Genomic DNA, 26,238 nt, shown 5'->3' on the forward strand with positions numbered 1-26,238 from the left:
CAGGTGGGCGGGATTCCGGATCACGGAACACAGGCCCATACATTCGTAAAACAAAGCCCACGGCGAGCCGTGGGCTTTATTGGCAGTCAGTCAGGGCGCGCCTTACTGAGGAGAGACTTCGGTTTTAGGTTTGCCGAAGTGCCACTCGTAGACCACGAATTTGAAGTCTTTCAAGTCGCCCTTGGCGTCGAAGCTCAAGTCACCGGTCGGGGTCTTGAAGGTTCCGGCGTGGATGGCTTCAGCCACCTTGGCCGCGTCTTCGCTCTTGGCGTTGGTGATGGCGCCAGCGATCACTTCAACCGCGGAGTAGGAGGGGAATACGAAAGGACCGCTCGGGTCTTCTTTCTTGGCCTTGAATGCGTCAGCCAGGGCGACGTTGGCCGGGTCCTGGTCGAAGGATTTGGGCAGGGTCACCAGCAGGCCTTCGGACGCGTCCTTGGCGATCTGCGAGATGGAGTCGTTACCCACGCCTTCCGGACCCATGAACTTGGCCTTCAGGCCCTTTTCCTGGGATTGACGCAGGATCAGGCCCAGCTCCGGGTGGTAGCCGCCGTAGTAGACGAAGTCGACGTTGGCTTGCTTGAGCTTGGCGATCAGCGAAGAGAAGTCCTTGTCGCCGGCGTTGATGCCTTCGAACACGGCCACCTTGGTGCCTTTCTTCTCCAGGGTCTGCTTCACGGCGCTGGCGATGCCTTCACCGTACTGCTGTTTGTCGTGGAGTACGGCAACGACTTTTGGCTTCACGTGGTCGGCGATGTAGTTACCGGCGGCAGGGCCCTGGGCGCTGTCCAGGCCGATGGTGCGGAACACCATTTTGTAACCACGGGCGGTGATGTCCGGGCTGGTGGCTGCCGGGGTGATCATGATCACGCCTTCATCTTCGTAGATGTCGGAAGCGGGTTGAGTGGAGCTGGAGCACAGGTGGCCGACCACGAACTTGACGCCATCGTTGACCACTTTGTTGGCCACCGCCACGGCTTGTTTTGGATCACAGGCGTCATCGTATTCAACGGCTTCGAGCTTCTTGCCGTTGACGCCGCCCTTGGCGTTGATCTGCTCGATGGCCATTTTTGCGCCACTGAACTGCATGTCGCCGTACTGGGCTACCGGGCCGGTCTTGGGGCCGGCGATACCGATCTTGATGGTGTCAGCTGCGAACGAATGGCTGGCAACACCGGCCAGGACCATAGCGGCAAACAGTTTGGAAATCTGCTTAGTAGCCTTATTCATAGTGCTCCACTCTTACTGTTGTAATTTTTATAGTTCCGGCGGCCTTGGTCGCAGAACCGAATCAGATATATCGCGAATATCCGTCGGAAGTGCCCCTGGCAACTGTACCGGTACAGTGTAGAGCGCCGGTTGTTCGCTTGAAAAGCTGGCGGCTGGGGGCAAAAACGCGGGGTGTCGCTTAATCGAAAGAAAAAGACAGATTTGCGGCGTGGCTCGCGCCCGGTTCGGCGTCAGTCCCTGGCGCTTCTGAGCTTCTCGATCGGTGATGCATTTGCTTCTGGGTTTTTCTGCCAGAGCACCGACGTTATGATTGCGCCGATTTCATTTCTGGACAGTCCCATGACTCAAGAACCTAGCACCCTCTATGCCAAGCTGCTTGGTGAGACCGCATCTATCAGCTGGAAGGAACTGGAGCCGTTCTTTGCCAAGGGTGCCCTATTGTGGGTCGACGCCGACCTGGATCTGATCGAGGCGGCCCAGGCGGTAGCGGAGAATCAGGCACAAAAAGTCGCGGCCTGGCTGGCCGAAGGGAAGGTTGAAAAGCTGCCTGCGACGCGGGCGTCCGATCTGTTGGAGCGTGATCCGCAGCTGTGGGCCGTGGTGGTCTCGCCCTGGATTCTGACCCAGGAGAGGGCGCCGCGCTGAAGGTGTGCGCCAATCTGGTGCGCTATTTTGTCGGACAAAAGTGTGTAGCCGAGTAACCGTGAGTCCAGTGATGGCATCTTGCCGTGGAGAAAGGCCCCACAGGGATTTCAGCCAGGGTGACGTTCACGGAAGGGGCACAGTTTCAAGTCGGTCCGACGAGCTGCTTAATTGTTTCGTGGTGTGAACAAATAGACCATTGGCCGGCGAGCGGAACGCCGCCCGGCCGCCCCTACAGGGCAGCAGGTTTTTTCCCTGCTGTGTAGGAGCCGGCTCGCTGGCGAAGCCCTTCTTAATAGGCGGTCTTGCCGGTGTGGCTATTGAGGGAGATGACCCGGGTCTTGCCGATGCGGTGACGGTAGATCTCGCGCAGGTACTTGATGGCCTTCTTCACGCAATCGCGGGACAGGCGGATGTCGTTGATCGAGACGAACTTGTCCTTGTCGTTGATCAGCTCGCGGTACTTCTTCTCGTACATCGGCTTGATCGCGTACCAGTTGGTATCGAGGATCTTCGCCGGGTTCTCGAATTCGTTGAGCAGATCGTCGATGCGGTCTTCGTCGAATTGCTCGCTGACGATGAAATCCAGCACCGAGTTGTCCAGGGTGTCGTCGAAACGGTACGGATTGCGCGCAAAGCAACGCTTGATAAAGGCCACGATCAGGGTCAGGAAGTCATCCGACAGGCACGGGCTCTTGGCGATCAGGGTGGTCAGCGACAGGTTGGCCGAGGCGCCGATCACCAGCGCGTAGCGCTTGAGGGTGGTGTTGGGGAACAGGCTGTTGAGGTGAGTCTTGAGCCGGTTCAGGTCCATGTAGGACAGCTTGTAGTCCTTGGGCAGGGACACAATCGATACCACCGACGAGCAGTTCTTGAAGAAGTGCAGGTCGTGCAGCGCCGCGGCGTCATACCCCGAGGCCTTGTACTGCTCCAGAGCCGCACGATAGCGCTTGGACTCGATGGGCAGCAGGCTGATGCCTTCAATGGCCTGGGTCACCTTGTTGAAATGCGGCAGGTCGATGGAGCGGAAGAACAGGTCGTCGATGTTCAGGCGCTGCGGCTCTTTCTCGAACACCTTGAACTTGTCGCCGGTGGGCACCGGCTGCTCCGGCACCACGGATTCGGCGTAGGCGATCGCCACCGGGCCGGCCAGGCTCATGAACAGGTCGTTGGCGTCCAGGCGGATGGTCTCGCCGATGTCGATGCCGGCGCGACGGAAGTAGTTCTGGTCGTAGTCGGTGGTCACTGCCTGGGCAGTGAGGATGTTGAAGATCTGCTGGGAGATGTACTGGTTGGCGTGCTTCTCCATGGCGTTGACGTCAATGTTCTGGATGTTGCCGTCATCGCTTTCTTCGGCATAGCGCATGATGTCGTTGGAGATCAGCATCATCGCGTTCCACGGGCGGATCCGCCCCATGACGCTGGCTTCGCTGCTGTCTTCGTTGTCGAAGTTGTAGGAGAAGTCCCACTCTTCCGAAAGGTATTTGCACAGCAGGCGGCCGGCGTTGATGTGCAGCGCCTCGGACATTTCGCTGCGATGGTCCGAGATGTTCGGCAGTACGCAGATGCCGCTGGTGAAGATCGGCTCGAAGACGAAGGAGTGCCCGCTCTTGCTGTCGTGCTCGTCCATCGGCTTGGTGTCGAAGGTCTTGTTCATGTACGAGTACTGCTGGGCCAGGCCGAATTCCGAAGCCATGCCCGAGCCGGTACCGCCACCGGCACTGAAGATCGAGAAGTACAGGCGCGACTGGTTGGCCTTGATCCCGCAGGAATCGATCAGGTACGAGTGGATCATTTTCCAGTCGGGGCTGGAGAAACGCTGGGTGTCCTTGTTGAGGATGATCTTGGCCAGGTACTGGCCGAGTATCGGCGCGTTACCGGCGCCGCCGGCGTGGACTTCCGACAGGTCCATGATCTTCATCTTGCTGTAGTCGCGGATGAAGCCGCTCTTTTCGCCCTTGCGCGAGAAGCGGATGCGCCCGGCGATGTCCTTGTCCAGGTCACCGAGCATCACCAGGGGCTCCACCAGGAATACCGGTTTGCTGGCCTTGCTCTGGCCCAGGCGCAGGTTCTGGCGGATCCACTGGCCGGGGCTGTAGCCGCCTTCGTAGGCCTTGTCTTCGTTATTGAATTCGTTGAGGTAGAACTTGCGGGCGTTGTACACCAGCTCCGCCACATCCAGGGCGATGTTGGAGCCGCAGCGGCCCAGGCCGATCAGGCACACCGACGGGAATTCCTGGTCACGGCGATTTTCCTGCTCGTCTTCCAGGTGCGGCGGGCGCGGGAACACGGAGTCGCGCAGGCCATCGAGGTTGTCGAGGATGCGGTCGGTGTTGGTTTCGGTGAAATACAGGTACTGCTGGGTCGACAGGGGGCGTGAACTGGACAATGGCTTCGTATCTGAGTGGCTTGATGTGGGGGAGGTCAGCGTCATCTCGGAGACTGCGTTGGCAGGATTGTTTTTAGAAGTCATTGTGCGCCATATGCCTGGTCTGGTTGGCTCGAGACGAGGTGTCAGCGAACCATCACGGAATGGGACCTCGCCGCTGCGTGGAGCGCGAATTTTGCCCAAGGCGTCAGGGTATTTACTGAGCGTCGCTCGGGGGAATCCTTTCCTGAATCATGATGAATCGGCCAGTATTCGATGATCTTTAATCAAATGGGGGCAATATGATGTCAGCGTTACCTTCACTCGGGTTTGCCGGGATCGGCCTGATGGGGCTGCCCATGTGCCGGCGCCTGCTGGCTGCGGGCTATCCGCTGACGGTGTGGAACCGCAATCCGCAGAAGTGCGCGTCCCTGGTGGCCGCCGGGGCGCGACAAGTGGCCACACCCGCGCAGCTGTGCGAGCACGCGGATCTGGTGCTGCTGTGCCTGGCCAACACTGACGTGGTGCGCCAGGTGGTGTTTGCTGCCGATGGCATCGCCCAGGGCGCCCGGGCCGGGCAACTGCTGCTGGACCTGTCCAGCCTGGAACCCACCGCCACCCGGGAGATGGCCGCGATGCTGGCTCGCGACACCGGCATGGCCTGGGTCGATGCCCCGGTTTCCGGTGGAACCCCCGGTGCCGAGTCCGGCAGCCTGGCGATCATGGTGGGCGGCGAGGCGGCGGATATCGAACGGGTCCGCCCGGTGTTGCTGGCCCTGGGGGAGCGGGTCACGCACATGGGGGCTGTGGGGGCAGGCCAGGTCACCAAGGCCTGCAACCAGATGATTGTTGCCTGCAATGCCCTGGTGATTGCCGAAGTGGTGGCCCTGGCGGAGCGTTCCGGCGTGGATGCACGGTTGATTGCCGAGGCCCTGGCCGGCGGTTTCGCTGACTCCAAGCCGCTGCAGATCCTGGCCCCGCAGATGGCTGAGAGCCGTTTCGAACCGGTGAAATGGCATGTGCGGACCCTGCTCAAGGATCTGGACGGTGCGGTGAAGTTTTCCCGGGAGCAGGGTTCGGCTACGCCGATCAGCGGATTAGCTGCGCAGTTGATGCGTCTGCATGGTGGGCAGGGCTATCTGGAGCAGGACCCGGCGACCCTGATTCGCCTCTATCGAGACCCGGCATCCGCAGATTGAGCCTGTCGTGGCGCTGGTTCAGTTCATCCAGTACCCGACCCAGGTCCTGCAGCGGCACCGGGCGACTGAGCAGGTAGCCCTGCAGGTAGTCGCAGCCGTAGTGTTCGAGGAACTGCTGCTGCTCCAGGGTCTCGACCCCTTCGGTGACCACCTGCAGGTGCAGGGTGTGGGCCATGACGATGATTGCCTGGACTATTTCCCTGTCCTGGGTCGATTTGGGGATGTCCTGGATGAACGATCGATCGATCTTCAGGGTATTGAGCGGCAGGCGCTTGAGGTAGGCCAGGGATGAGTAACCGGTGCCGAAGTCGTCGATCGACAGGGATACGCCCAGGTCGCGGATCTGCTGGAGCAGGGCCAGGGTACTGGCGATGTTGCCCATCAGGGCGTTTTCCGTGACCTCCAGTTCCAGGCGTTGCGGGGCTACCTGGGCGTCACGCAGGGCGGCCGCGATTTCCTCGGCCAGGGTGTCACGGGTCAGGTTCAGGGCCGAGCAGTTGACTGCGATCTTCAACTCGCCACTGCCGTTTTGGGACAGGTAGGCCAGGTCCTCGCAAGCCTTGCGCAATACCCAGTTGTCCAGCTCGGCGATCATGCCGTTGGTTTCGGCAATGTCGATGAAGCGATCCGGTAACAGCAATCCATGCTGCGGATGTTGCCAGCGGACCAGGGCTTCGAGCTTGGTGACCCTGCCGAGCTTGAGGTCGTAGATCGGCTGGTAATACAGCAGCAGCCCTTGATCGTCGCGCAGGGCATTGCGCAGCTCTTCTTCCAGTTGCAGCTCCAGGGTGGCGCGGGTCTTCAGGTTGGAGCTGAAGAAGTGCAGGCTGTTGCGCCCGGCACCCTTGGACTGATAGAGCGCCAGGTCGGCGTTCTTCAGCAGCTCCTCGCAGGTCTTGCCGTCGTCAGGGAAGACACTGATGCCGATGCTGGTGGTCATCACCATGCGCCGGCCCCCCAGTTCGATCGGTTCCTTCATCTTCTGCATGATGCGCTGGGCCATGAGCCGCGCCTCATCTCGCTCATGGAGGTTGATGAGAATGCAGAATTCATCGCCACCCAGGCGTGCCACCACGTCTTCATGGCTGCGGGTGGAACTCTTGATATGCCCTGCGATGACCTTGAGCAACTCGTCGCCGGCATCGTGGCCGAGGCTGTCGTTGATTCGCTTGAAGTGGTCGATGTCGAGGAACATCACCGCCAGCATGCCGCCGAAGGTGTTTTTCTCCATGAGTTTTTCCGCGAACAGTTGGTTGAAGCCACGGCGGTTGATCAGGTTGGTCAGGGCATCGTAATGAGCCACCTGCTGCAGCGAGGCCCTGGCCTGGTCCAGTTGCGAGAGCAAGGCGTTGACCCGACGCAGGTCCCGCTCCTTGTGTTGCAGCTTCTTGTCCGCCAGGGCCGCACTGATACCGCTGGCGATGATCAGGAGCGTGATCACGCTGAGGGTCAGGCCCAGTTGCATGTGGCCGTTGGGTGCCACTGAGGTCGGCAGGCTGCCCGCGGGCAGCACCAGGGTCATGGACCAGATGCCGGTGAAATGCATCAGCACGATGGCGCCACCCAACACCAGGCTGCTGGCGTACTTGAGCAGTTGATGGAACATCCCGCTGCCATCGCGCAAGTGCCGGGACAGCAGCAGCGCGGCCAGGCTGCCGCCGATCGCCACCAGCAGCGACAGCCCCATGAGCATGGGTTCGTAGTACAGGCTGGCACTGGAGCGCATAGCGGCCATGCCCACGTAATGCATGCAGCAGATGCCCAGGCCAATCCACACCGAGGCCACGCCATAGCGCCAGAGCGGTAGCTCGATATGGCTCAAGGTGTTCATTGCCAGCCAGGCGGCGATCAGGGCGAGGAGCAGGGAAACCAGGGTCAGTGGCAGGTCGTACTGGATTTCCAGGGGGACTTCGAGCGCCAGCATGGCGATGAAGTGCATGGCCCAGATACCGCCGGCCAGACAGCAGACCCCGACCCAGCGCCACAGGCGTTGATGGGTGGCTTGTTCGACGTGGCTGACACGTTCGGCCATATCCAGTGTCGCGAAGCTGGCGGCACAGGCCACCAGATAAGCCAGCAGCACCAGGACCGGGTTGTGACTGCATTGCAGAACCACTTGCCCGCTATCTGGAAGCTCGGTGAGGAAATGCAGACCCAGCCATTCCATAGCATGCCCATCTCTGAGTCATGTGGTGTCGGCGGACCCGCGCGCCAACAAGTGCTTGCAGTATAGAAGGCACCTGTTGGCTGCAATGGGAGGTGGCAATCTGGCTCTAATGATTTGCTTATGAACCCTATCGCCAATGGTGCTATGCGCTTTTCTCGAACCAGGGCTCGTGATCCAGCGGCTCCAGGGGCGCCAGGCCAAAGGCGGCCCGGGCGGCGTCACAGTCGCTGTTGTGCTGGCCGTCGGCCCAGGAGGCTTCGAACTCCCGGCAGGGGCTGGAACGCTGCTCATAAATCGAGCAGCTCACGCCCTGGCCGACCTCGCCTTCAAGGGCGATGCAGCGCGGCGATTTGCAGTCGGTGCCGAGCATGGCTACCCGAGTGGGACTGATGCTCTGCACCAGATCGTCGGGGACCGTGCCACCGGATGAGGCGCATTCGCCCCAGAAAAAAGACACACGAAAGTATGAACAGCAGGCACCGCAATTCAGACACGGACTGGCTTCGGACATAGGCGTATTCAAAGGGAGAGGGAAGGGTAAGGGGGGGCAGGCAAGGCGGCTATTCTAGGCTTCCCATCGGCCTTGGGAAGGGGGGGCGCCAGGTATTTTTTCAGTGCCGGCCAAGCCCTTGAAAAGACTGGGAAAGCCCCGGGTAATGGGGGCTGTGGCGAATTCGCCGCGCCGCGCTGTGAGGGTTTTGAAGGTCGCGGCCGGGGCCGGCATGCGATGGTTTGATATCAGGCTGACGAATGATCACAGACAGCCAAGCCGGGCCTGACTAGATTGCAGCTTCCAGGCTCGCTCGCGTCTGGCCGAATAACAATAAAGAGATCGACCCCATGGATAACTCGACTCAAGCGGCAAATGCCTGGCGCATTCTGTTCCTGTTGTTTTTGGCAAACCTGTTCAACTTCTTCGACCGCACCATTCCCGCCATCATCATCGAGCCGATCCGCATGGAATGGCACTTGAGTGACTTCCAGCTGGGGATCATCGGCACCGCCTTTACCATCGTCTACGCCATCGCCGGCCTGCCCCTCGGGCGCCTGGCCGATACCGGCTCGCGGAGCAAGCTGATGGGCTGGGGCCTGGCGGTGTGGAGCGGGCTGACGGCGGTCAACGGCATGGTCGGCAGTTTCTGGAGTTTCCTGCTGGTGCGCATGGGGGTGGGCATTGGCGAGGCGAGCTACGCACCGGCGGCCAACTCGCTGATCGGCGACCTGTTCCCCGCGCACCGCCGGGCCCGGGCCATGGGTATCTTCATGCTTGGGCTGCCCCTGGGGCTGGTGCTGGCGTTCTTCACCATCGGGGCCATGGTCAAGGCTTTCGACAGCTGGCGGGCACCGTTCTTCATCGCTGCGGTACCCGGGTTGGTGCTGGCGGTGTTCATGTTTTTCATCAAGGAGCCCAAGCGCGGCGCGGCGGAAGCGGTGAAGGTGGCGCAAGTGCCTGTCGACCGTCCGATTCGCCGGGTGTTGGCGATTCCGACCTTTCTCTGGCTGACCTTGGCCGGGCTGACCTTCAACTTCGCCACTTACGCCTGCAACTCCTTCCTGGTGCCGATGCTGCAGCGTTACTTCCTCATGCCCTTGCAGGAGGCGGCCATGGCGACGGGGCTGATTGTCGGTGTGACCGGGTTGGTGGGTTTGACCCTGGGTGGCTGGGTCGCCGACAAGATTCATCAGCGGGTTGCCAACGGCCGCCTGCTGTTCGCGGCCTGCAGCCTGGTCATCTCGACCTTGGCCACTGGCTGGGCGTTGCATGCCGGGCGCGTCGAGATCGGGGTATTTGTTGCAGTGTTCAGCGTCGGCTGGCTGTTTGCCTACAACTTCTACACCTGCGTCTATACCGCCTTGCAGGACGTGGTCGAACCCCGTTTGCGGGCCACGGCCATGGCCTTGTTTTTCGCCGGTCTGTACCTGCTGGGCGGCGGGTTGGGACCAGTGGTGGTCGGCGCGCTGTCGGATCACTTCGCCCACTCGGCGATGTATGCCGCCGGTGCCGAGCTGATGACCGAGGAGTTCAAGGCCATCGGCCTGCACGACGCCATGTACCTGATTCCGGTGGCGCTGTTCCTGACCCTGCTGTTTCTGTTCCAGGCCGCGCGTTGCTTTGTCCGCGATGCCCAGCGCATGAAGGAGGGGCTGGCGCTGGCTGAGCCTGCGGCGACGGCGTTGGCGGTCTGATCTGGCAGATGAAAAAAGGCCCGCACGATGCGGGCCTTTTGTTTAGCGCTTGGCGTCGGGCAATCAGCCCGCCACCAGCACCCGGATCGCTTCCAGGCGCAGGGCGGCTTTTTCCAGCATCGCCAGACCCTGTTCCCGTTGCTTGCGCAGGGCGACCAGCTCGCTGTCACGGACGGTCGGGTTGACCGCTTGCAACGCGGTCAGGCGCGCCAGTTCTTCATCGGTATCGGCCGCCAGGCGCCGTTGCGCCTCGGCCACGCGCTCGGCGTGACGCGGTGCGACCTTGGCTTCGCCAGCGTTGATCTTCGGCGCCAGCTGGTCGCGCTGAGCCTGGATGAACTTGTTGGCGCTGGCCTTGGGCACGCTTTCCAGTTGGTCGTTGAGGGTCTCGAAAGCCACCCGTGCCGACAGGTCGTTGCCGTTGGCGTCCAGCAGGCAGCGCAGGGCGGCCGGCGGCAGGTAGCGGCCCAGTTGCAGCGAACGCGGGGCCACGACTTCACTCACATACAGCAGCTCAAGCAGCACGGTGCCGGGTTTGAGCGCCTTGTTCTTGATCAGCGCCACGGCGGTGTTGCCCATGGAACCGGACAGCACCAGATCCATGCCGCCCTGCACCATCGGGTGCTCCCAGGTGATGAACTGCATGTCTTCGCGGGACAGCGCCTGGTTGCGGTCGTAGGTGATGGTCACGCCTTCGTCGTCGCCCAGGGGGAAGCTGGCATCGAGCATCTTCTCGCTGGGCTTGAGGATAAGGGCGTTTTCCGAATGGTCCTCGCTGTCGATGCCGAAGGCGTCGAACAGGGTCTCCATGTAGATCGGCAGGGCGAACTGGTCGTCCTGTTCGAGGATCGCTTCCACCAGCGCATCGCCTTCACCGGCGCCGCCGGAGTTGAGCTCCAGCAGGCGGTCGCGGCCGGTATGCAACTCGGCTTCCAAGCGCTCGCGTTCGCCACGGGCTTCGTCGATCAGGGCTTGCCACTCGCCGTCGTCGGCGTTTTCCAGCAGCGGCAGCAGGCGCGGGCCGAACTGGTGCTGCAAGGCGTTGCCGGTCGGGCAGGTGTTGAGGAAGGCGTTCAGGGCTTCGTGATACCACTGGAACAGGCGCTCTTGCGGGCTGGTTTCCAGGTACGGCACATGCAGTTCGATCACGTGTTTCTGGCCGATCCGGTCCAGACGGCCGATCCGCTGCTCCAGCAGGTCCGGGTGCGACGGCAGATCGAACAGCACCAGGTGGTGGGCGAACTGGAAGTTGCGGCCTTCACTGCCGATTTCCGAGCAGATCAGCACCTGGGCGCCGAACTCTTCATCGGCGAAGTAGGCCGCCGCGCGGTCGCGTTCGAGGATGTTCATGCCTTCATGGAAGACCGTGGCCGGAATGCCGGAGCGCACGCGCAGGGCGTCTTCCAGATCCATGGCGGTTTCCGCGTGGGCGCAGATCACCAGGACCTTGGTGCGCTTGAGCATCTTCAGCTGGTCGATCAGCCACTCGACCCGCGGGTCGAATTTCCACCAGCGCTGTTCTTCATCGCTGGCGTCGGGCTGGGCCTGGAAGCTGACTTCCGGATACAGCTCGGCGTGTTCGCCCAGGGGCAGTTCCAGGTATTCGTCCGGGCATGGCAGCGGGTAGGCGTGCAGCTTGCGCTCCGGGAAACCCTGCACGGCGGCGCGGGTGTTGCGGAACAGCACGCGGCCGGTGCCGTGGCGGTCCAGCAGTTCGCGCACCAGGCGTGCACTGGCTTCGCTGTCGCCGTCGTTGACCGCGGCCAGCAGGGCTTCGCCTTCGTTGCCGAGGAAGCCGTGGATGGTCTTGTGCGCCTCGGGAGACAGGCGGCCTTTATCCATCAGTTCTTGCACCGCTTCGGCCACCGGGCGGTAGTTCTCGCTCTCGGCGCGGAAGGCCGCGAGGTCGTGGAAGCGATTCGGGTCCAGCAGGCGCAAACGGGCGAAGTGGCTGTCCTGGCCCAGTTGTTCCGGGGTCGCGGTCAGCAGCAGCACGCCAGGGATAGTCTCGGCCAGCTGTTCCACCAGGGCGTATTCCGGGCTGACCTGATCTTCGTGCCAGACCAGGTGGTGGGCTTCGTCCACCACCATCAGGTCCCAGCCGGCGGCGAACAGCGCGTCCTGGGCCTTCTCGTCGTCCACCAGCCACTCCAGGGCCACCAGGGCCAACTGGGTGTCTTCGAACGGGTTGCTGGCATCGCTTTCGATAAAGCGCTCTTCGTCGAACAGTGCCACTTGCAGGTTGAAGCGCCGGCGCATTTCCACCAGCCACTGGTGCTGGAGGTTTTCCGGAACCAGGATCAGCACCCGGCTGGCGCGGCCCGAGAGCAGTTGGCGATGGATGACCAGGCCGGCCTCGATGGTCTTGCCCAGGCCCACTTCGTCCGCCAGCAGGACCCGTGGCGCGATACGGTCGGCGACTTCACGGGCAATGTGCAACTGGTGGGCGATGGGTTGGGCGCGCACGCCGCCCAGGCCCCAGAGCGAGGACTGCAGTTGGCGGCTGGTGTGTTCCAGGGTGTGGTAGCGCAGGGAGAACCAGGCCAGCGGGTCGATCTGTCCGGCGAACAGACGGTCGCTGGCCAGACGGAACTGGATGAAGTTCGAGAGTTGGGTTTCCGGCAGGGTAACGGCCTCGTTCTGCCCGTTGAGGCCGTGATAGACCAGCAGGCCGTCGACGTCGTCGACTTCCTGAACGGTCATTTTCCAGCCTTCGAAGTGGGTGATGCTGTCCCCAGGAGAGAACCTCACGCGAGTGAGGGGCGCATTCCGTAGCGCATACTGGCGGGTGTCGCCAGTGGCCGGATAGAGCACGGTCAGCAAGCGACCGTCCTGTGCCAGAACGGTGCCTAAACCTAGCTCGGCTTCGCTGTCACTAATCCAGCGTTGCCCCGGTTGATACTGCTGCGCCATGCTGCCTGACTCCCGCTTTGAAAAAGCCGACTATCTTAACGGAACGACGCTTCCAGTCCAAAGAACTCTGATAAAAACCCCTGGAATAAAAGGTAGCGTACAGCGGCGTTCGTCGGCCCCGAGGGCACTATCGGCTGACGACCGGGTCACAGTTTTGCGACCGATGGCTCAAGTCGCCCGTGCCGCAGCCGACAGCCTGCCGACAGGAGACCCATAACATGCTGCCACCGATGCTCCCCTTGAGTGCCGTGCCCATCACCGCCCAGCAGGACCCGATCCGGCAGCGTCCGGATATCCCGCCAGTGGTGCCGGTGCAGGAAAGCTCCAACGAAAGCACCATCGACTTGCAAAAGCGCGATGCCGAGCAGTCGGCCCTGCTACTGCGCGAAGAGCAGCAGCGCCAACAGGAAAAGCAGCGGCGCAAGCGTGAGGCCGACGATGATCCAGAGCAGCACCTGGCCGTGCCCGGCGACGAATTGAACGCCGACAACACCGTGCCGGTGGCACCGCTGATCGAGGATGCCCCGCGCCAGGGCCTGTGGGTGGACGTGCAGGTCTAGCCCGCGGGGCCGCGTCCGGCCAGTTCCGTCAGCGCCTCCAGCAGGCGCTGGATTTCCGCTTCGGTATTCAAATAGCTCAGGGCGATCCGGGCAATCTGGGGCAGGCCTCGGGCCTGCATGTCCAGCGGGGTGTAGGCCACGCCATTGGCTCCGATATTGATGCCCCTTCGAGCCAACGCTTCCTTCAGTGCAAAACAGTCCCAGCCCTTGAGGGTGAAGGCAATCAGGCCTGACTGCTGCCCGGCGACCCCCAGGTCCTGGCGCTGCAGGCCGGGCAGGCGGTCGAGGTCCTGACGCAGCGTGTCGGCCAGGGTCTTGATCCGCTGGCGGATGGCGTCGATACCGATGCTGTTCAGTTCCTGCAAGGCATTGGCCAGCCCCGCCAGCAGCACCAGCGAAACTTCGCTGGTTTCGAAGCGCCGTGCATCGTCCCGCAAACTGAAGCCCTGGCCGTTCCAGGGAGCAGACAAGACATCCCGCGGCAGTGGCTGCAACTGTTCCAGAAAACCCGGCCTGACATAGAGCAGGGCCGTGCCCCGTGGCCCGCGCAGGTATTTGCGTCCCGCGCCTTTGAGCACGTCGCACCCCAGCGCCTCTACATCACAGGGCAGTTGCCCCAGGGCCTGGCCAGCGTCGATGAAATAGGGAATGCGCCTATTTCGGGCCAGTTGGCCGACGGCGGCGGCCGGATTGATCAAGCCGCCGTTGGCCGGCAGCCAGGTCAGGGCGATCAGGCGCACGCGCGAGTCGAGCATGGATTCCAGCGCCTCCACCGAAACTGCGCCATGGCGGTCGCAGGGGATGATTTCCAGTTGGGCGCCGGCACTTACCGCCTGGGCCAGGCAGGCCAGGTTGCCACCCCATTCATGGCGCCCCACCAGAATCCGGTCGCCCGCCTGCCACGGCGGCAGGGCGTTGAAGGCCATGCTCCAGGCTGCCGAGCCGCTGCTGGCAAAGGCGATTGCAGCGGGACTGGTATTGAGCAGGCGGGCCGCGACCTCACGGGCCTGTTCCTGCAGCTGTGCGCCGGTGATGGCGGCCTCCATCGGCCCTTCACTGGCTTCCCGTTGCAGTTGCCCGAGCATGGCGTCCAGGGTGCCCTGGCTGGGCAATGAAGCACCCGCGTGGTTGAAGTGACAGACCCGGGCGCAGCCGGGTGTGGCCTCGCGCAGACGGGCGAGGTGCGCTGGGTCCAGGGGGCTCATGGCTTGAGTTCGAAAATCGCGTCGACCTCCACGGCGACCCCGGCGGGCAGGCTGGCCACACCCACCGCGGTGCGCGCATGCCGGCCTTTCTCACCCAGGGCGTTGACCAGCAGGTTGGAAGCGCCATTGGCCACGATGCCATGGCTCTGGAAATCGGCACTGGCGGCAATGAATACACCGAGCCGGCTGATGCGCTGCAGCCGCGACAGGTCGTCGTCCAGCGCCGCGCTCAACTGGGCCAGCAAGGCCAGGGCCGCGAGCTCGGCGGCCTGGGTGCCTTGCTCCACTGTCAGACTCTCGCCGAGACGGCCCTGCAGGGTCGGTTGGCCTTGCAACAAGGGAATCTGTCCGGAGATCAGCAGCAGGTTCTGGCTGCGTACATGGTTGACGTAGTTGGCGATTGGCTGGCTGGGGGCGGGTAGCTCAAGCCCCAATTGCTGCACGCGGTGTTTCAGGGAGTCGCTCATGGGAAGTCCTCGGATGCAAGGCCTGCAGCATCCGCGTTCAGTCCAGGAGCGACAAACGGATAGATCTAATTCGACGTATCTGAATTTCTCATGGGTCGAGGCCTTGTTCCAGTAGCCACTGTACAAAGCACTCCAGAGCCGGGTTCGACGCTCCTTCAGCGGTCACCAGCCAATAGCCGATCTGGCTGCACAAAGGGGGCAGGTCGAAGGCATCCACCAGGCTGCCCTGGGCCAAGTGGCGTTGGATCAACTGGCGGCGCCCCATAGCGATGCCCTGGCCGGCCACGGCCGCTTCCACCACGATGTTGTAGTCGTGCAGCATCACCCTGGGGTGGGAGGCCAGGTCCATGGCCTGTTGCCTGCTCCAGTCATCCCACTCGAAGGGTTGATGGGAGCGAGCCAACAGCAAGGGGCCGTTGGCCAGGGAGGTGGCTTTGAAGGCAGGGCTGCAGACTGGCGATAGCTGCTCGGCGAGAAAGCGCGTGGCCCGGACCTTTGGCCAGTTGCCCTTGCCGTAGCGAATGGCCAGGTCGACCTCGGCGCCGGCGACATCCGCCAGGTCGATGGCCGGTAGCAATTCCAACTGGATCTTTGGATGGCGGCGGTTGAAGTCTGCCAGGCGAGGCGCCAGCCACAAGGTGGCGAAGGACGCCAGCAGACCGATGCGCAGAACGTGCTGCCCAGCGGGCGCAAGCAGCGCCTGGGTGGCTTGGGCGATCTGCTCCAGGGCCGGGCGAATCTGTCGGTAGTAGGTGTCGCCGGTGGCGGTCAGATCGATGGCGCGAGTCCGACGTATGAACAGGCGTTGGCCCAGGTGCTGTTCGAGTTTCTGCACTTGATGGCTGACCGCGCTCTGGCTCACGCACAGTTCCCGAGCCGCCTTGATAAAGCTCAGGTGGCGGGCCACGGCCTCGAATGCGCGCAGGGCCAGTAGTGGCGGCAGGTGCTTGGGCATTTCCACATCAGGCTCCGTGGGGCGGTTTGCAAAGGGCCATTGTGCGGATAAAAACTCTTCACGGCAGCGACTTTATTGCCTCTGTGCCGGTCTGATCACTGGTCAGGTGCGGCGTCACGCCGCATTATTGGCCTATCCGCCAGGGCCGCTCTGCATCCTGTAGCAGTGCGGTTGATATTGACCTCCCAGTGATGCCAGCCAAGCCATGAATCAAGACGACAAGCTGATCGACCTGAATGCTGAACGCGCCAAGCGTGTGCATGACCTGAACGAGAAACGCCTGAATGAAGTACGCCAGGCATTCGAGCAGGCCATGCCTTTGGGCAAGGCCAAGAAAAAGCCGAAAAACAAACCGAAAAAGCGCTGAACTGGGCGCTTTCTGTTGATACAGGTCAGTTATTTCCCCTTCCTCGCGCCCAGTCTTGGGCGACATTGACCCCGGTCAATTTTCCCCGCGGCCTCTTTGGTTAACTTAGCCCCATCGCAACAGGGCAAGAGCAGGAGGCCAGTCATGTTTTTCGACAATGTGGTGATCGCCGGAGTGCTGACTGTCGGCCTCATGGTTCTGTTTTTCGCAGGGTTTGGTTTCTTCATCTGGAAAGACGCGAATAAGCGTAAAAAACCTTAAGTCTCTCCAGAGCAACGAGCACGCAAGGCATTTTGGGCAACTTCGGTTGCCCTTTTTTTTGCCTGTCGAAAAGGCATAAAAAAAGGTGCGTCCCGAGGGGCGCACCTTTTTTGTTGGCGCTGGGGTATCAGGTACCCAGGACTTTGGAGGCCGCCCAGAACAGACCGGCAGACAGGGCCACGGTCGCTGGCAGGGTGAGGACCCAGGCCAAGAGGATGGTTTTAACCGTACCGCCTTGCAGGCCGCTCTTGTTGGCGACCATGGTCCCGGCCACGCCGGAGGAGAGTACGTGGGTGGTGGAGACCGGCAGGCTGAAGATGTTCGCCAGGCCGATCAGGCCCGCCGCGGTGATCTGTGCCGACATGCCCTGGGCGTAGGTCATGCCTTGCTTGCCGATCTTCTCGCCAATGGTCAGTACCACACGCTTCCAGCCGATCATGGTGCCCAGGCCCAGTGCCAGGGCCACCGCCAGGATCACCCAGAACGGTGCGTACTCGGTGGTGGCGGTCAGGTCCTTGCGCAGCTTGTCCAGGTCAGCCTTTTCGCGGGCCGACAGGTTCGGCAGTTTGCCCACTTTCTTCGCCGTGTCGTCCAGGCACAGCAGGTAGCGACGCACTTCGATACGGCTTTCCGGCGACAGCGAGTGGTAGTCGGCGACACCCTTGAGGCTGCTCAGCAGGGCGCTGATGGTGGGCTCGGTCTGTTGCGGGTTGCAGCGGAACTTGCCCGGCAGGTCGTCTTTCACGCTCTTGCCCAGGGCCAGGAACTCGCCCAGGGAGTCGTGGTTGCGCTCGTAGAACTGACTCAGGTGCAGGGTCGCGTCGCGGGTACGCTCGATCTGGTAGGTAGTGCTGTTGAGGTCCAGCACGAACTGCGCAGGCACGATGCCGATCAGCACCAGCATGATCAGGCCAATGCCTTTCTGACCATCGTTGGAACCGTGGACGAAGCTCACGGCCATCGCCGAGATCACTAGGACCAGGCGGTTCCAGAACGGTGGGTGCTTCTTGTCATCGACCTTGCGGCGCTGTTCCGGGGTCTTGTGCATCTTCGAGATCGGACGCCACCATTTCAGACCAATCAGCACCAGCGCAGCTATAAGGAAGCCGGCCATCGGCGAGAACACCAGGGAGGCCCCGATATCGATCGCTTTCTGCCAGTTCACGCCGTCCCCCAGGGGAATGTCGTTGAGCAGGGCGTTGGCCAGGCCGACACCGAGGATCGAGCCGATCAGGGTGTGGGAACTGGAAGCCGGGATGCCGAAGTACCAGGTGCCCAGGTTCCAGGCGATGGCCGCGGCCAGCAACGAGAAGACCATGGCCAGACCGTGACCGGTGTTGACATTGATCAGCAGCTCGACCGGCAGCAGGTGAACGATGGCATAGGCCACGCCGACGCCGCCCAGCAGCACGCCGAGGAAATTGAAGACACCGGAAAAGAACACGGCCAGGTGTGGCGGCATGGCTTTGGTGTAGATGACAGTGGCAACCGCGTTTGCGGTGTCATGAAAGCCGTTGATGAACTCGTAGGCGAGGACAAAAGCCAGGGCGAGCAAGAGGCTCACAAGCACCCAAGCATCCAGTCCGCTGAATAAATCGATCATGAAGGTTTTCTGACCCGGTCATAAGGGGGCGCGATTATGCCAGAAAACCCTGCTAATCAATGCACAAGGTGCTAACCGGTAACATTCTTCAACGAAAAAACTGACCGGGAGCAGAGTTTTCGCCAATTCTCGCCAAATGTGGCAAGTCATTGAGTTTATTGGGCCAAAGCACGATGACGAGGGTTTGAGCCCGGGAGTGAGAGGGTTCAAACGCTTGTATGAAATTTCAACGAAAGGGCCTGCCGGGTACCGTTTCTCGCTGTGGGTGGGGCGAGGCGGTGAGGGGCCCGGGGTAGCGAGCATCAATGGTCTGCCTGGCCGCTGGGGTGATCGAGCGGACAAGAGAGCAAGCCCTGAGAAGCTCAGGCTGCCGGCATTATGGCTGTTCGGCCTTGAGCTCTTTTTCCATCTTTTGCAGTTCTTGGGTGAACGCCTGGTCGCGAATACTTGCGCGTTTGCGCCAAGGTTTGCGTTCAGGTTCCGGTTGGGCGGCATAACGGGTGATCTCGCCGCCGTAAACTTCCTTGTAACGTTGTTCCTGGCGCTCAAGTTCCGCGCGCAGTTCGTCTTTCGTCACAGTGTTACCTAATTGAGTAAGGGTCCATTCCGGTGCAACGCATTGCTTGTGGGCGACTATCAAGAAAGCAGACTGATTGCCTGCCGAGGCCTTGGGGCCTGCTCTTTCCAGCCAGCCTTTTGTTGCATGCGGCCACGTCACCGGATGAAAACGACTGTCGTAGCTACAGTGTTGTTTGTTGCAAGCGGATTGGCCGAATCTGGTTAGGGGTCAAGCGCTTGCGACAGGTGACCGATTGCAGCCTTGGGTCACCTGAGCGAGGTACGAGCGGGACTGATTGCGCGTTACTCACTTCGGCAGTATAGCCTCGGCAAAGAATAACTCTACGCTCGGCAAGTTTAAAACTGTCAACTTTATTGTGAGCGTTTTGTGACACGGAAGTTCTAATGAATTCCTACACGGCGCTTCCCGTCTTCGTACTCCGTTGGCAGAAATCTATATGGGGCTAATCCGCTCTTGATACAAGTGACAGGCCTGAAGATGGTCACTGAGTCCACCGCCTGCTGGTGATTATTACCATGAGTTTTTGCAATAAAAGAGTGGGCGAGTGGTTGGCAGCGGCAAGCACCGCAGATTGCGATTATCGGTCGACGGTTCGATAATCGCCCAATCTTGCAGGGGCTGACTTGTGCTGCCTCTCCAATACGGCTTGTAATACGGAAGAATTTCATCGCAGAGACCCTGAAATGAACGATCAGATGCGTAATTCCTTCACCTCAGTGGCGCCGCCCATCGTGGCTTCGGCAGCGAAGAGGATTCAGGCGTTGACCGGTGACCCGGATTTCATGACGTCTCTGGCCCGAGGCCTGGCGGTGGTGCAGGCGTTTCAGGAACGCAAGCGTCACCTGACCATCGCCCAGATCAGCCACCGCACGGAGATTCCCCGAGCGGCAGTGCGCCGCTGCCTGCATACCTTGATCAAGCTGGGGTACGCCACCACCGACGGGCGTACCTATTCGCTGCTGCCCAAGGTGCTGACCCTGGGGCATGCTTACCTGTCGTCGACGCCCCTGGCGGTTTCCGCGCAGCCTTATCTGGACCGCATGAGCGAGCAACTCCATGAAGCCTGCAACATGGCCACCCTGGAAGGCGACGACATCCTCTATATCGCCCGTTCGGCCACTACCCAGCGGTTGATTTCCGTCGATCTTTCGGTGGGCGGCCGGCTACCGGCCTATTGCACGTCCATGGGGCGGATTCTGTTGGCCGCGCTGGATGACTCCTCGCTGCATGAGTATCTGGAACACGCCGATCTGCAGGCCAAGACCAGCCGCACCCTGCACACCCCGGAGGCATTGCTGGAGTGCCTGCAGCAAGTTCGTCAGCAGGGCTGGTGCATCGTCGACCAGGAACTGGAGCAAGGGCTGCGTTCAATTGCCGTGCCGGTCTACGATGCTTCGGGCCAGGTGTTGGCGGCGTTGAACGTCAGCACCCACGCGGGCCGGGTCAGCCGCGCCGAATTGGAACAGCGTTTTCTCCCCGGCCTGCTGAGCGCCAGCCGCGATCTCAGCGCCCAGCTGTTTGCTTAAGCGTTCGATAAACGCACAGATCCGCCTTTGACGAATTGACGCTCTTTCCCCTGGCTCATTAATGTCGCGCCAGCGTCATCGGCGGCCAGCCTGCTGCCGATGACCCGTCCAATAATAATGAAGAGGCCAACTCATGAGCATGCTCTCCCTGCGTCGTTGCCGTGACCGTTCCTGCCGTCCCGCTCGAATCGCCTGATTTTCGCCACCTTTTCTACGTGACCTGATCAGCCCTTGGCGGCCTGTGCGCGCCTGCGTTTTAGTGTGGAAATAAAAACAATGAATCAACCCCAATCCGCTGTAGGGAACTGCCTCGATGTGCAGTCCTTCATCAATTCCCAGCCGCTGTCGCGTTACCAGTGGCGAGTCGTGATCCTGTGTTTCCTGATTGTCTTCCTCGATGGGCTGGACACCGCGGCCATGGGCTTCATCGCCCCGGCGCTGTCCCAGGACTGGGGCATCGACCGTGCCAGCCTGGGCCCGGTGATGAGTGCGGCGCTGATCGGCATGGTCTTCGGTGCCCTGGGTTCCGGGCCCCTGGCTGACCGTTTTGGTCGCAAGGTGGTGCTGGTAGGGGCGGTGCTGCTGTTTGGCGCCTTCAGCCTGGCTTCGGCCTACAGCACCAACGTCGACCAGTTGCTGGTGCTGCGCTTTCTCACCGGCCTGGGATTGGGGGCGGGGATGCCCAATGCCACCACGCTGCTTTCGGAGTACACCCCCGAGCGTCATAAGTCGCTGTTGGTGACCAGCATGTTCTGCGGGTTCAACCTGGGCATGGCGGGCGGTGGTTTCATTTCCGCCAAGCTGATCCCGGCCTTCGGCTGGCACAGCCTGCTGCTGATCGGTGGCGTCCTGCCGCTGATCCTGGCCCTGGTGCTGGTGGTCTGGCTGCCGGAGTCGGCGCGTTACTTGGTGGTGCGCAATCGCGGCACCGACAAAGTGCGCAAGACCTTGGCCCCCATCGCTCCGGCCATCGTCAGCGAGGCGGGCAGTTTCAGCGTGCCGGAACAGAAGACGGTGAAGGCGCGCAACGTTTTTGCCGTGATCTTCTCCGGCACTTACAGCGTCGGCACGCTGCTGCTGTGGCTCACCTATTTCATGGGCCTGGTGATTGTCTACCTGCTGACCAGCTGGCTGCCGACCCTGATGCGCGACAGTGGCGCGAGCATGGAGCAGGCAGCCTTTATCGGCGCTTTGTTCCAGTTTGGCGGGGTGCTCAGTGCAGTCGCCGTGGGCTGGGCCATGGACCGTTTCAATCCGCACAAGGTGATTGGCTGCTTCTACCTGCTGGCCGGGGTCTTTGCCTACGCCGTGGGACAAAGCCTGGGCAACATCACCGTGCTCGCCACCCTGGTGCTGATCGCCGGCATGTGCGTCAACGGTGCGCAATCGGCGATGCCCTCCCTGGCGGCGCGTTTCTATCCGACCCAGGGACGGGCCACCGGGGTGTCCTGGATGCTCGGCATCGGTCGATTCGGCGCCATTCTCGGTGCCTGGATGGGCGCCACCCTGTTGGGCCTGGGCTGGAACTTCGAGCAGGTGCTGACCGCGCTGGTGATCCCGGCAGCGCTGGCCACCACAGCGGTAGTAATCAAGGGCATGGTCAGCCATGCCGACGCCACCTGACAGGCAACAAGGAGCAGGATTGGGTGCAGGGCGAAGAATCGATAGCCCTGCAACAATCTGTTCGATAATCGAACGCTCAGTCGATTATCGGATTGTTTGGGGTATTGCTCCGGCTTAATCTTCAGTCACTGCGGCGCGCCTAGAGCGCCTTTTTCTCCAGTCGCTGAATAACAATCGGGAGACCCCATCCATGGCTGAAATCCTTTCGCTGCACGACGCGGTGAAGCAATTCGTCAACGACGGTGACACCGTCGCACTCGAAGGCTTCACCCACCTGATTCCTACGGCCGCAGGTCATGAAATCATCCGCCAGGGCAAGAAAGACCTGACCCTGGTACGGATGACGCCTGACCTGATCTACGACCAGTTGATCGGTGCCGGTTGCGCTCGCAAGCTGATTTTCTCTTGGGGTGGCAACCCGGGTGTTGGCTCCCTGCATCGCCTGCGCGACGCCGTGGAAAAGCAGTGGCCACAGCCCCTGGAAATTGAAGAGCACAGCCACGCCGACCTGGCCAACGCCTATGTGGCCGGGGCCTCCGGCCTGCCATTCGCGGTACTGCGGGCCTATGCCGGCTCCGATCTGCCCAAGGTCAATCCACTGATCAAGACCGTGACCTGTCCCTTCACCGGTGAAGTGCTGGCGGCGGTGCCTTCGGTGCGTCCCGACGTGACGGTGATTCACGCGCAGAAAGCCGATCGCAAGGGCAACGTCCTGCTGTGGGGCATCCTTGGGGTGCAGAAAGAGGCCGCCCTGGCCGCCAAGCGCTGCATCGTCACCGTCGAGGAAATCGTCGACGACCTGAATGCGCCGATGAACGCCTGCGTGCTGCCGACCTGGGCCCTGAGCGCGGTGTGCCATGTGCCCGGCGGCGCCCATCCGTCCTACGCCCATGGTTATTCCGAGCGCGACAACCGTTTCTACCAGGCCTGGGACCCGATCGCCCGCGACCGTGAGACCTTCACCGCGTGGATCAACGAATACATCCACGGCAGTGCCGACTTCAGCGAATTCCAGGCCAAGCTGGCCGCAGCTTCGGAGGCCCAGTAATGACCTACTCCACCAATGAAATGATGACCGTGGCCGCGGCCCGTCGCCTGCAGAACGGTTCGGTATGCTTCGTCGGCATCGGCCTGCCGTCCAAGGCCGCCAACCTGGCGCGCCTGACCTCGTCGCCGGACGTGGTGCTGATCTACGAATCCGGCCCGATTGGTGCCAAGCCCAGCGTGCTGCCGCTGTCCATCGGTGACGGTGAATTGGCGGAAACTGCCGACACCGTCGTCCCCACCGGAGAGATTTTCCGTTACTGGCTGCAAGGTGGGCGCATCGATGTGGGGTTCCTCGGCGCGGCCCAGGTCGACCGCTTCGGCAACATCAACACCACAGTGGTGGGTGATTACCACCGGCCCAAGGTGCGCCTGCCGGGGGCCGGCGGTGCTCCGGAGATCGCCGGTTCGGCGAAAAGTGTGCTGATCATCCTCAAGCAGTCTTCCCGTTCCTTTGTCGACAAGCTGGACTTCATCACCTCCGTCGGTCACGGCGAGGGCGGCGACTCGCGCAAGCGTCTGGGCCTGCCCGGCGCCGGGCCGGTGGGGATCATCACCGACCTGTGCATCATGGAACCGGAAGCCGGTACCCACGAATTCGTCGTCACTTCCCTGCACCCGGGGGTGACCCGCGAGCAGGTGGTGGCCGCCACCGGCTGGGCGATCCGTTTCGCCGAGCACGTGGCCGAGACGGCCGCGCCTACCGAAGTCGAACTGACCGCCCTGCGTGAGCTGGAAGCACGCACCGCTGCGGCCCACGGCCAAGCACCTGGAGAAGCCTGATGCGCGACGTATTCATCTGTGATGCCATTCGTACCCCCATCGGCCGCTTTGGCGGCGGCCTGTCGGCGGTGCGCGCCGACGACCTGGCGGCGGTGCCGATCAAGGCGCTGATGGAGCGCAACCCGACGGTGGACTGGACTGCCGTGGACGAGGTGTTCCTCGGCTGCGCCAACCAGGCCGGTGAAGACAACCGCAACGTGGCGCGCATGGCGCTGCTGCTGGCGGGCCTGCCGGACAGCGTGCCGGGCGTCACCCTCAACCGCCTCTGCGCCTCGGGCATGGATGCCATCGGCACCGCCTTCCGCGCCATTGCCAGTGGCGAGATGGAACTGGCCATCGCCGGCGGCGTCGAGTCCATGTCCCGTGCGCCCTTTGTGATGGGCAAGGCCGATGCCGCCTTTTCGCGCAATATGAAGCTGGAAGACACCACCATCGGCTGGCGCTTCATCAACCCGTTGATGAAGGCCCAGTACGGTGTGGATGCCATGCCCCAGACCGCCGACAACGTGGCCGACGACTATAAAGTGTCCCGCGCTGACCAGGACGCCTTCGCCCTGCGCAGCCAGCAGCGCACCGCCGCGGCCCAGGCCGCCGGTTTCTTCGCCGAGGAAATCGTCCCGGTGCGCATTGCCCACAAGAAGGGTGAGAGCGTGGTGGAACAGGACGAACATCCACGGGCCGACACGACCCTGGAAGCCCTGGGCAAACTCAAGCCGGTCAACGGCCCGGACAAGACCGTCACCGCCGGCAATGCGTCCGGGGTCAACGACGGTGCTGCCGCACTGATTCTGGCGTCGGCCGAGGCGGTCAAGAAACACGGCCTGACTCCACGTGCGCGAGTGCTGGGCATGGCCAGCGCCGGTGTGGCGCCACGCGTGATGGGCATCGGCCCGGTGCCGGCGGTGCGTAAACTGATCGAGCGCTTGGGTGTGGCCGTCAGCGACTTCGACGTGATCGAACTCAATGAAGCTTTCGCCAGCCAGGGTTTGGCGGTACTGCGGGAGCTGGGTCTTGCCGACGATGCGCCGCAGGTCAATCCCAATGGCGGCGCCATTGCCCTGGGTCACCCCTTGGGCATGAGTGGCGCGCGCCTGGTGCTGACAGCTCTGCATCAGCTGGAAAAGAGCGGCGGTAAAAAAGGCCTGGCCACCATGTGCGTGGGCGTCGGCCAAGGGCTGGCACTGGCCATCGAGCGGGTTTGAATGCCTGCCCTATATAAGAAGAGAACGAGGAACCACCATGAGTGACAAGCCCGGTTACCGGCGCCCGCAAGCGGGTACTCAGCCTGATTACCTGCACCCGGCCTACCAGTCGACCAACACCCGCTCGCCGTCCAAGCCGCTGGTGTTCCTGCCCCATTCGCTGTCGGAAATCACCGGCCCGAGCATCGGCGCCGAGTCGATCCAGGAACGGGACAACGACCTGACGGCCCAGCACCAAGGCCAGCCCCAGGGCGAGCGGATCATCATCCACGGCCGGGTGCTGGACGAGAACGGCCTGCCGGTGCCGGGCATCCTGGTGGAGATCTGGCAGGCCAACGCCGCCGGTCGCTACAACCACGACCGCGACCTGCACGACGCGCCCCTGGACCCGAACTTCACCGGCACCGGGCGCACCGTCACCGATGCTGAGGGCTGGTATCAGTTCCAGACCATCAAGCCCGGTGCCTACCCCTGGGGCAACCACCACAATGCCTGGCGTCCGGCGCATATCCATTTTTCGCTGTTCGGCCCGAGCATCCTCACCCGTCTGGTGACCCAGATGTATTTCCCCGGGGACCCGCTGCTGGAATATGACCCGATCTACAACTGCGTGCCGGACACCCGTGCCAAGGAACGCCTGATCGCCCGCTTCGACCTGGAGAAAACCATTCCTTCCTACGCCCTCGGTTACCGTTGGGACATCGTCCTGCGCGGCCGCGATGCCACGCCGATGGAGAAATAACATGAGCCTGACCGCGACTACCTCCCACACCGTCGGCCCCTACTACCACATCGGCCTGACCTGGCTGAACCGCGAAGACCTCACCGAGGAAGGCACTCTGGGCGAGCGAGTGGCAATCACCGGCCAGGTGGTGGACGGCAACGGCAACTTCGTCAACGACGCCATGCTGGAAGTCTGGCAAGCCAACGCTGCCGGCAAGTACCGCCACTGCGAGGACGACCAGGACAAACCTCTGGACCCGAGCTTCCAGGGTTTTGGCCGAGTCCCGGTGGATGGCGAAGGGCGCTTCCGCTTCACCACCATCAAGCCGGGCGCGGTGCCGGGTCTGAAGGGCACGACCCAGGCGCCGCACCTGGTGGTGCTGGTGTTCGCTCGGGGCCTGGTCAAGCACTTGCTGACCCGGATCTATTTCGAGGGTGAACCGGCCAATGCCACCGACCCCTTGCTGGCCTGTGTACCCGAGGAGCGCCGCAGCACCTTGCTGGCCAAGTCCGACGCCGAGGGCCGCTATCAGTGGAACGTGATCCTCCAGGGTACCGACGCCGAAACCGTGTTCTTCGACTACTGAGCCGGAGCACTGTGTAGCCGCTGCCGCAGGCTGCGAACGACCCGAA

At 62.2% G+C, this 26,238-nt stretch carries 23 protein-coding genes; 13 read left to right on the forward strand and 10 right to left on the reverse strand.

All coding sequences use genetic code 11. The annotated features are described in order from the left end of the window. Positions 1 to 102: 102 nt before the first annotated feature. Positions 103 to 1,230, reverse strand: coding sequence for a branched-chain amino acid ABC transporter substrate-binding protein (locus DWF74_RS22560; RefSeq protein ID WP_102861479.1), 1,128 nt, complete (start codon positions 1,228 to 1,230; stop codon positions 103 to 105). Positions 1,231 to 1,569: 339 nt separating this feature from the next. Between DWF74_RS22560 and DWF74_RS22565 the strand changes: the two genes are divergently transcribed. Continuing rightward, on the forward strand, positions 1,570 to 1,875 hold the full coding sequence (locus DWF74_RS22565) for a DUF2288 domain-containing protein (RefSeq protein WP_115581739.1): 306 nt from the start codon (positions 1,570 to 1,572) through the stop codon (positions 1,873 to 1,875). A 289-nt stretch (positions 1,876 to 2,164) separates the two neighbouring features. Here the strand turns inward: DWF74_RS22565 and DWF74_RS22570 are convergent, their stop codons facing one another. Further along, positions 2,165 to 4,345, reverse strand: coding sequence for a hypothetical protein (locus tag DWF74_RS22570; protein WP_102861481.1), 2,181 nt, complete (start codon positions 4,343 to 4,345; stop codon positions 2,165 to 2,167). 197 nt (positions 4,346 to 4,542) lie between these two features. Here DWF74_RS22570 and DWF74_RS22575 point away from each other — a divergent pair, with 197 nt between their 5' ends. Continuing rightward, entirely contained in the window at positions 4,543 to 5,439 is an 897-nt protein-coding gene (locus DWF74_RS22575; protein ID WP_115581740.1) for an NAD(P)-dependent oxidoreductase, read from the forward strand. On the opposite strand, the gene DWF74_RS22580 is transcribed toward DWF74_RS22575, so the two are convergent. Together DWF74_RS22580 and DWF74_RS22585 are read right to left on the reverse strand one after the other, a co-directional pair. After that, positions 5,330 to 7,606 (reverse strand): putative bifunctional diguanylate cyclase/phosphodiesterase, encoded by a 2,277-nt coding sequence (locus tag DWF74_RS22580; protein ID WP_115581741.1) that lies wholly within the window; start codon positions 7,604 to 7,606, stop codon positions 5,330 to 5,332. The genes DWF74_RS22575 and DWF74_RS22580 overlap by 110 nt on opposite strands. Before the next feature lie 142 nt (positions 7,607 to 7,748). After that, on the reverse strand, positions 7,749 to 8,117 hold the full coding sequence (locus DWF74_RS22585; protein WP_102861484.1) for a YkgJ family cysteine cluster protein: 369 nt from the start codon (positions 8,115 to 8,117) through the stop codon (positions 7,749 to 7,751). A gap of 329 nt (positions 8,118 to 8,446) precedes the next feature. Between DWF74_RS22585 and DWF74_RS22590 the strand changes: the two genes are divergently transcribed. Continuing rightward, entirely contained in the window at positions 8,447 to 9,793 is a 1,347-nt protein-coding gene (locus DWF74_RS22590) for a spinster family MFS transporter (RefSeq protein ID WP_102861485.1), read from the forward strand. A 63-nt stretch (positions 9,794 to 9,856) separates the two neighbouring features. On the opposite strand, the gene rapA is transcribed toward DWF74_RS22590, so the two are convergent. Then, positions 9,857 to 12,706 (reverse strand): RNA polymerase-associated protein RapA, encoded by a 2,850-nt coding sequence (gene rapA, locus DWF74_RS22595; protein ID WP_102861486.1) that lies wholly within the window; start codon positions 12,704 to 12,706, stop codon positions 9,857 to 9,859. Positions 12,707 to 12,924: 218 nt separating this feature from the next. Between rapA and DWF74_RS22600 the strand changes: the two genes are divergently transcribed. Continuing rightward, the gene (locus DWF74_RS22600; RefSeq protein WP_102861487.1) at positions 12,925 to 13,266 is read left to right on the forward strand and encodes an aspartate-semialdehyde dehydrogenase; all 342 of its coding nucleotides are present in this window, start codon (positions 12,925 to 12,927) and stop codon (positions 13,264 to 13,266) included. Here the strand turns inward: DWF74_RS22600 and DWF74_RS22605 are convergent. From DWF74_RS22605 to DWF74_RS22615, 3 genes are all read right to left on the reverse strand, one after another. Then, positions 13,263 to 14,471, reverse strand: a complete 1,209-nt coding sequence (locus DWF74_RS22605; protein WP_115581742.1) for an aminotransferase class V-fold PLP-dependent enzyme — start codon at positions 14,469 to 14,471, stop codon at positions 13,263 to 13,265. The genes DWF74_RS22600 and DWF74_RS22605 overlap by 4 nt on opposite strands. Next, on the reverse strand, positions 14,468 to 14,938 hold the full coding sequence (locus DWF74_RS22610; protein ID WP_102861489.1) for a RidA family protein: 471 nt from the start codon (positions 14,936 to 14,938) through the stop codon (positions 14,468 to 14,470). Before DWF74_RS22610 ends, DWF74_RS22605 begins: the two co-directional genes overlap by 4 nt. A gap of 88 nt (positions 14,939 to 15,026) precedes the next feature. Beyond that, positions 15,027 to 15,893, reverse strand: coding sequence for a LysR substrate-binding domain-containing protein (locus DWF74_RS22615; protein ID WP_115582476.1), 867 nt, complete (start codon positions 15,891 to 15,893; stop codon positions 15,027 to 15,029). A gap of 205 nt (positions 15,894 to 16,098) precedes the next feature. On the opposite strand from DWF74_RS22615, the gene DWF74_RS30455 reads away from it, so the two are divergent. Both DWF74_RS30455 and ccoM read left to right on the forward strand, forming a co-directional pair. Further along, positions 16,099 to 16,260, forward strand: coding sequence for a hypothetical protein (locus tag DWF74_RS30455; RefSeq protein WP_162884110.1), 162 nt, complete (start codon positions 16,099 to 16,101; stop codon positions 16,258 to 16,260). Between the two features lie 144 nt (positions 16,261 to 16,404). Continuing rightward, positions 16,405 to 16,521: a cytochrome c oxidase subunit CcoM gene (gene ccoM / locus DWF74_RS30810; RefSeq protein ID WP_015634423.1), complete on the forward strand. Its 117-nt coding sequence runs from the start codon at positions 16,405 to 16,407 to the stop codon at positions 16,519 to 16,521. 127 nt (positions 16,522 to 16,648) lie between these two features. Here the strand turns inward: ccoM and DWF74_RS22620 are convergent, their stop codons facing one another. Together DWF74_RS22620 and DWF74_RS22625 are read right to left on the reverse strand one after the other, a co-directional pair. Beyond that, complete coding sequence (locus tag DWF74_RS22620) at positions 16,649 to 18,124, reverse strand: inorganic phosphate transporter (protein WP_102861490.1); 1,476 nt, start codon at positions 18,122 to 18,124, stop codon at positions 16,649 to 16,651. 376 nt (positions 18,125 to 18,500) lie between these two features. After that, on the reverse strand, positions 18,501 to 18,701 hold the full coding sequence (locus DWF74_RS22625; RefSeq protein ID WP_102861491.1) for a hypothetical protein: 201 nt from the start codon (positions 18,699 to 18,701) through the stop codon (positions 18,501 to 18,503). A gap of 686 nt (positions 18,702 to 19,387) precedes the next feature. On the opposite strand from DWF74_RS22625, the gene pcaR reads away from it, so the two are divergent. From pcaR to pcaG, 7 genes are all read left to right on the forward strand, one after another. Next, positions 19,388 to 20,230: a pca regulon transcriptional regulator PcaR gene (pcaR, locus tag DWF74_RS22630; RefSeq protein ID WP_016962563.1), complete on the forward strand. Its 843-nt coding sequence runs from the start codon at positions 19,388 to 19,390 to the stop codon at positions 20,228 to 20,230. Between the two features lie 276 nt (positions 20,231 to 20,506). Beyond that, the gene (locus DWF74_RS22635) at positions 20,507 to 21,853 is read left to right on the forward strand and encodes an MFS transporter (RefSeq protein ID WP_102861492.1); all 1,347 of its coding nucleotides are present in this window, start codon (positions 20,507 to 20,509) and stop codon (positions 21,851 to 21,853) included. A 190-nt stretch (positions 21,854 to 22,043) separates the two neighbouring features. After that, positions 22,044 to 22,901 carry a CoA transferase subunit A gene (locus tag DWF74_RS22640; RefSeq protein ID WP_102861493.1) on the forward strand — a complete coding sequence of 286 codons (858 nt, stop codon included), beginning with the start codon at positions 22,044 to 22,046 and terminating at the stop codon, positions 22,899 to 22,901. After that, entirely contained in the window at positions 22,901 to 23,680 is a 780-nt protein-coding gene (locus DWF74_RS22645) for a CoA-transferase subunit beta (protein WP_102861494.1), read from the forward strand. The genes DWF74_RS22640 and DWF74_RS22645 overlap by 1 nt, the downstream gene beginning before the upstream one ends. Beyond that, positions 23,677 to 24,882 carry a 3-oxoadipyl-CoA thiolase gene (pcaF, locus tag DWF74_RS22650; protein ID WP_180988530.1) on the forward strand — a complete coding sequence of 402 codons (1,206 nt, stop codon included), beginning with the start codon at positions 23,677 to 23,679 and terminating at the stop codon, positions 24,880 to 24,882. Before DWF74_RS22645 ends, pcaF begins: the two co-directional genes overlap by 4 nt. A gap of 37 nt (positions 24,883 to 24,919) precedes the next feature. Then, positions 24,920 to 25,624, forward strand: coding sequence for a protocatechuate 3,4-dioxygenase subunit beta (gene pcaH / locus DWF74_RS22655; RefSeq protein WP_102861496.1), 705 nt, complete (start codon positions 24,920 to 24,922; stop codon positions 25,622 to 25,624). A 1-nt stretch (position 25,625) separates the two neighbouring features. Further along, a complete protein-coding gene (gene pcaG / locus DWF74_RS22660) occupies positions 25,626 to 26,192 on the forward strand; it encodes a protocatechuate 3,4-dioxygenase subunit alpha (protein ID WP_102861497.1) in 567 nt (188 codons plus the stop codon). The last annotated feature ends 46 nt before the right edge of the window (positions 26,193 to 26,238 follow it).

Source organism: Pseudomonas protegens (assembly GCF_003363755.1).
In the GTDB taxonomy this organism is placed as follows: Bacteria; Pseudomonadota; Gammaproteobacteria; order Pseudomonadales; family Pseudomonadaceae; genus Aquipseudomonas; species Aquipseudomonas danubii.

Coding starts and splice junctions, on each gene's coding strand:
- DWF74_RS22560 (WP_102861479.1), bottom strand. CDS start 1,230: ATGAATAAGGCTACTAAGCAGATTTCCAAACTGTTTGCCGCTATGGTC.
- DWF74_RS22565 (WP_115581739.1), top strand. CDS start 1,570: ATGACTCAAGAACCTAGCACCCTCTATGCCAAGCTGCTTGGTGAGACC.
- DWF74_RS22570 (WP_102861481.1), bottom strand. CDS start 4,345: ATGACTTCTAAAAACAATCCTGCCAACGCAGTCTCCGAGATGACGCTG.
- DWF74_RS22575 (WP_115581740.1), top strand. CDS start 4,543: ATGATGTCAGCGTTACCTTCACTCGGGTTTGCCGGGATCGGCCTGATG.
- DWF74_RS22580 (WP_115581741.1), bottom strand. CDS start 7,606: ATGGAATGGCTGGGTCTGCATTTCCTCACCGAGCTTCCAGATAGCGGG.
- DWF74_RS22585 (WP_102861484.1), bottom strand. CDS start 8,117: ATGTCCGAAGCCAGTCCGTGTCTGAATTGCGGTGCCTGCTGTTCATAC.
- DWF74_RS22590 (WP_102861485.1), top strand. CDS start 8,447: ATGGATAACTCGACTCAAGCGGCAAATGCCTGGCGCATTCTGTTCCTG.
- rapA (WP_102861486.1), bottom strand. CDS start 12,706: ATGGCGCAGCAGTATCAACCGGGGCAACGCTGGATTAGTGACAGCGAA.
- DWF74_RS22600 (WP_102861487.1), top strand. CDS start 12,925: ATGCTGCCACCGATGCTCCCCTTGAGTGCCGTGCCCATCACCGCCCAG.
- DWF74_RS22605 (WP_115581742.1), bottom strand. CDS start 14,471: ATGAGCCCCCTGGACCCAGCGCACCTCGCCCGTCTGCGCGAGGCCACA.
- DWF74_RS22610 (WP_102861489.1), bottom strand. CDS start 14,938: ATGAGCGACTCCCTGAAACACCGCGTGCAGCAATTGGGGCTTGAGCTA.
- DWF74_RS22615 (WP_115582476.1), bottom strand. CDS start 15,893: ATGCCCAAGCACCTGCCGCCACTACTGGCCCTGCGCGCATTCGAGGCC.
- DWF74_RS30455 (WP_162884110.1), top strand. CDS start 16,099: ATGAATCAAGACGACAAGCTGATCGACCTGAATGCTGAACGCGCCAAG.
- ccoM (WP_015634423.1), top strand. CDS start 16,405: ATGTTTTTCGACAATGTGGTGATCGCCGGAGTGCTGACTGTCGGCCTC.
- DWF74_RS22620 (WP_102861490.1), bottom strand. CDS start 18,124: ATGATCGATTTATTCAGCGGACTGGATGCTTGGGTGCTTGTGAGCCTC.
- pcaR (WP_016962563.1), top strand. CDS start 19,388: ATGAACGATCAGATGCGTAATTCCTTCACCTCAGTGGCGCCGCCCATC.
- DWF74_RS22635 (WP_102861492.1), top strand. CDS start 20,507: ATGAATCAACCCCAATCCGCTGTAGGGAACTGCCTCGATGTGCAGTCC.
- DWF74_RS22640 (WP_102861493.1), top strand. CDS start 22,044: ATGGCTGAAATCCTTTCGCTGCACGACGCGGTGAAGCAATTCGTCAAC.
- DWF74_RS22645 (WP_102861494.1), top strand. CDS start 22,901: ATGACCTACTCCACCAATGAAATGATGACCGTGGCCGCGGCCCGTCGC.
- pcaH (WP_102861496.1), top strand. CDS start 24,920: ATGAGTGACAAGCCCGGTTACCGGCGCCCGCAAGCGGGTACTCAGCCT.
- pcaG (WP_102861497.1), top strand. CDS start 25,626: ATGAGCCTGACCGCGACTACCTCCCACACCGTCGGCCCCTACTACCAC.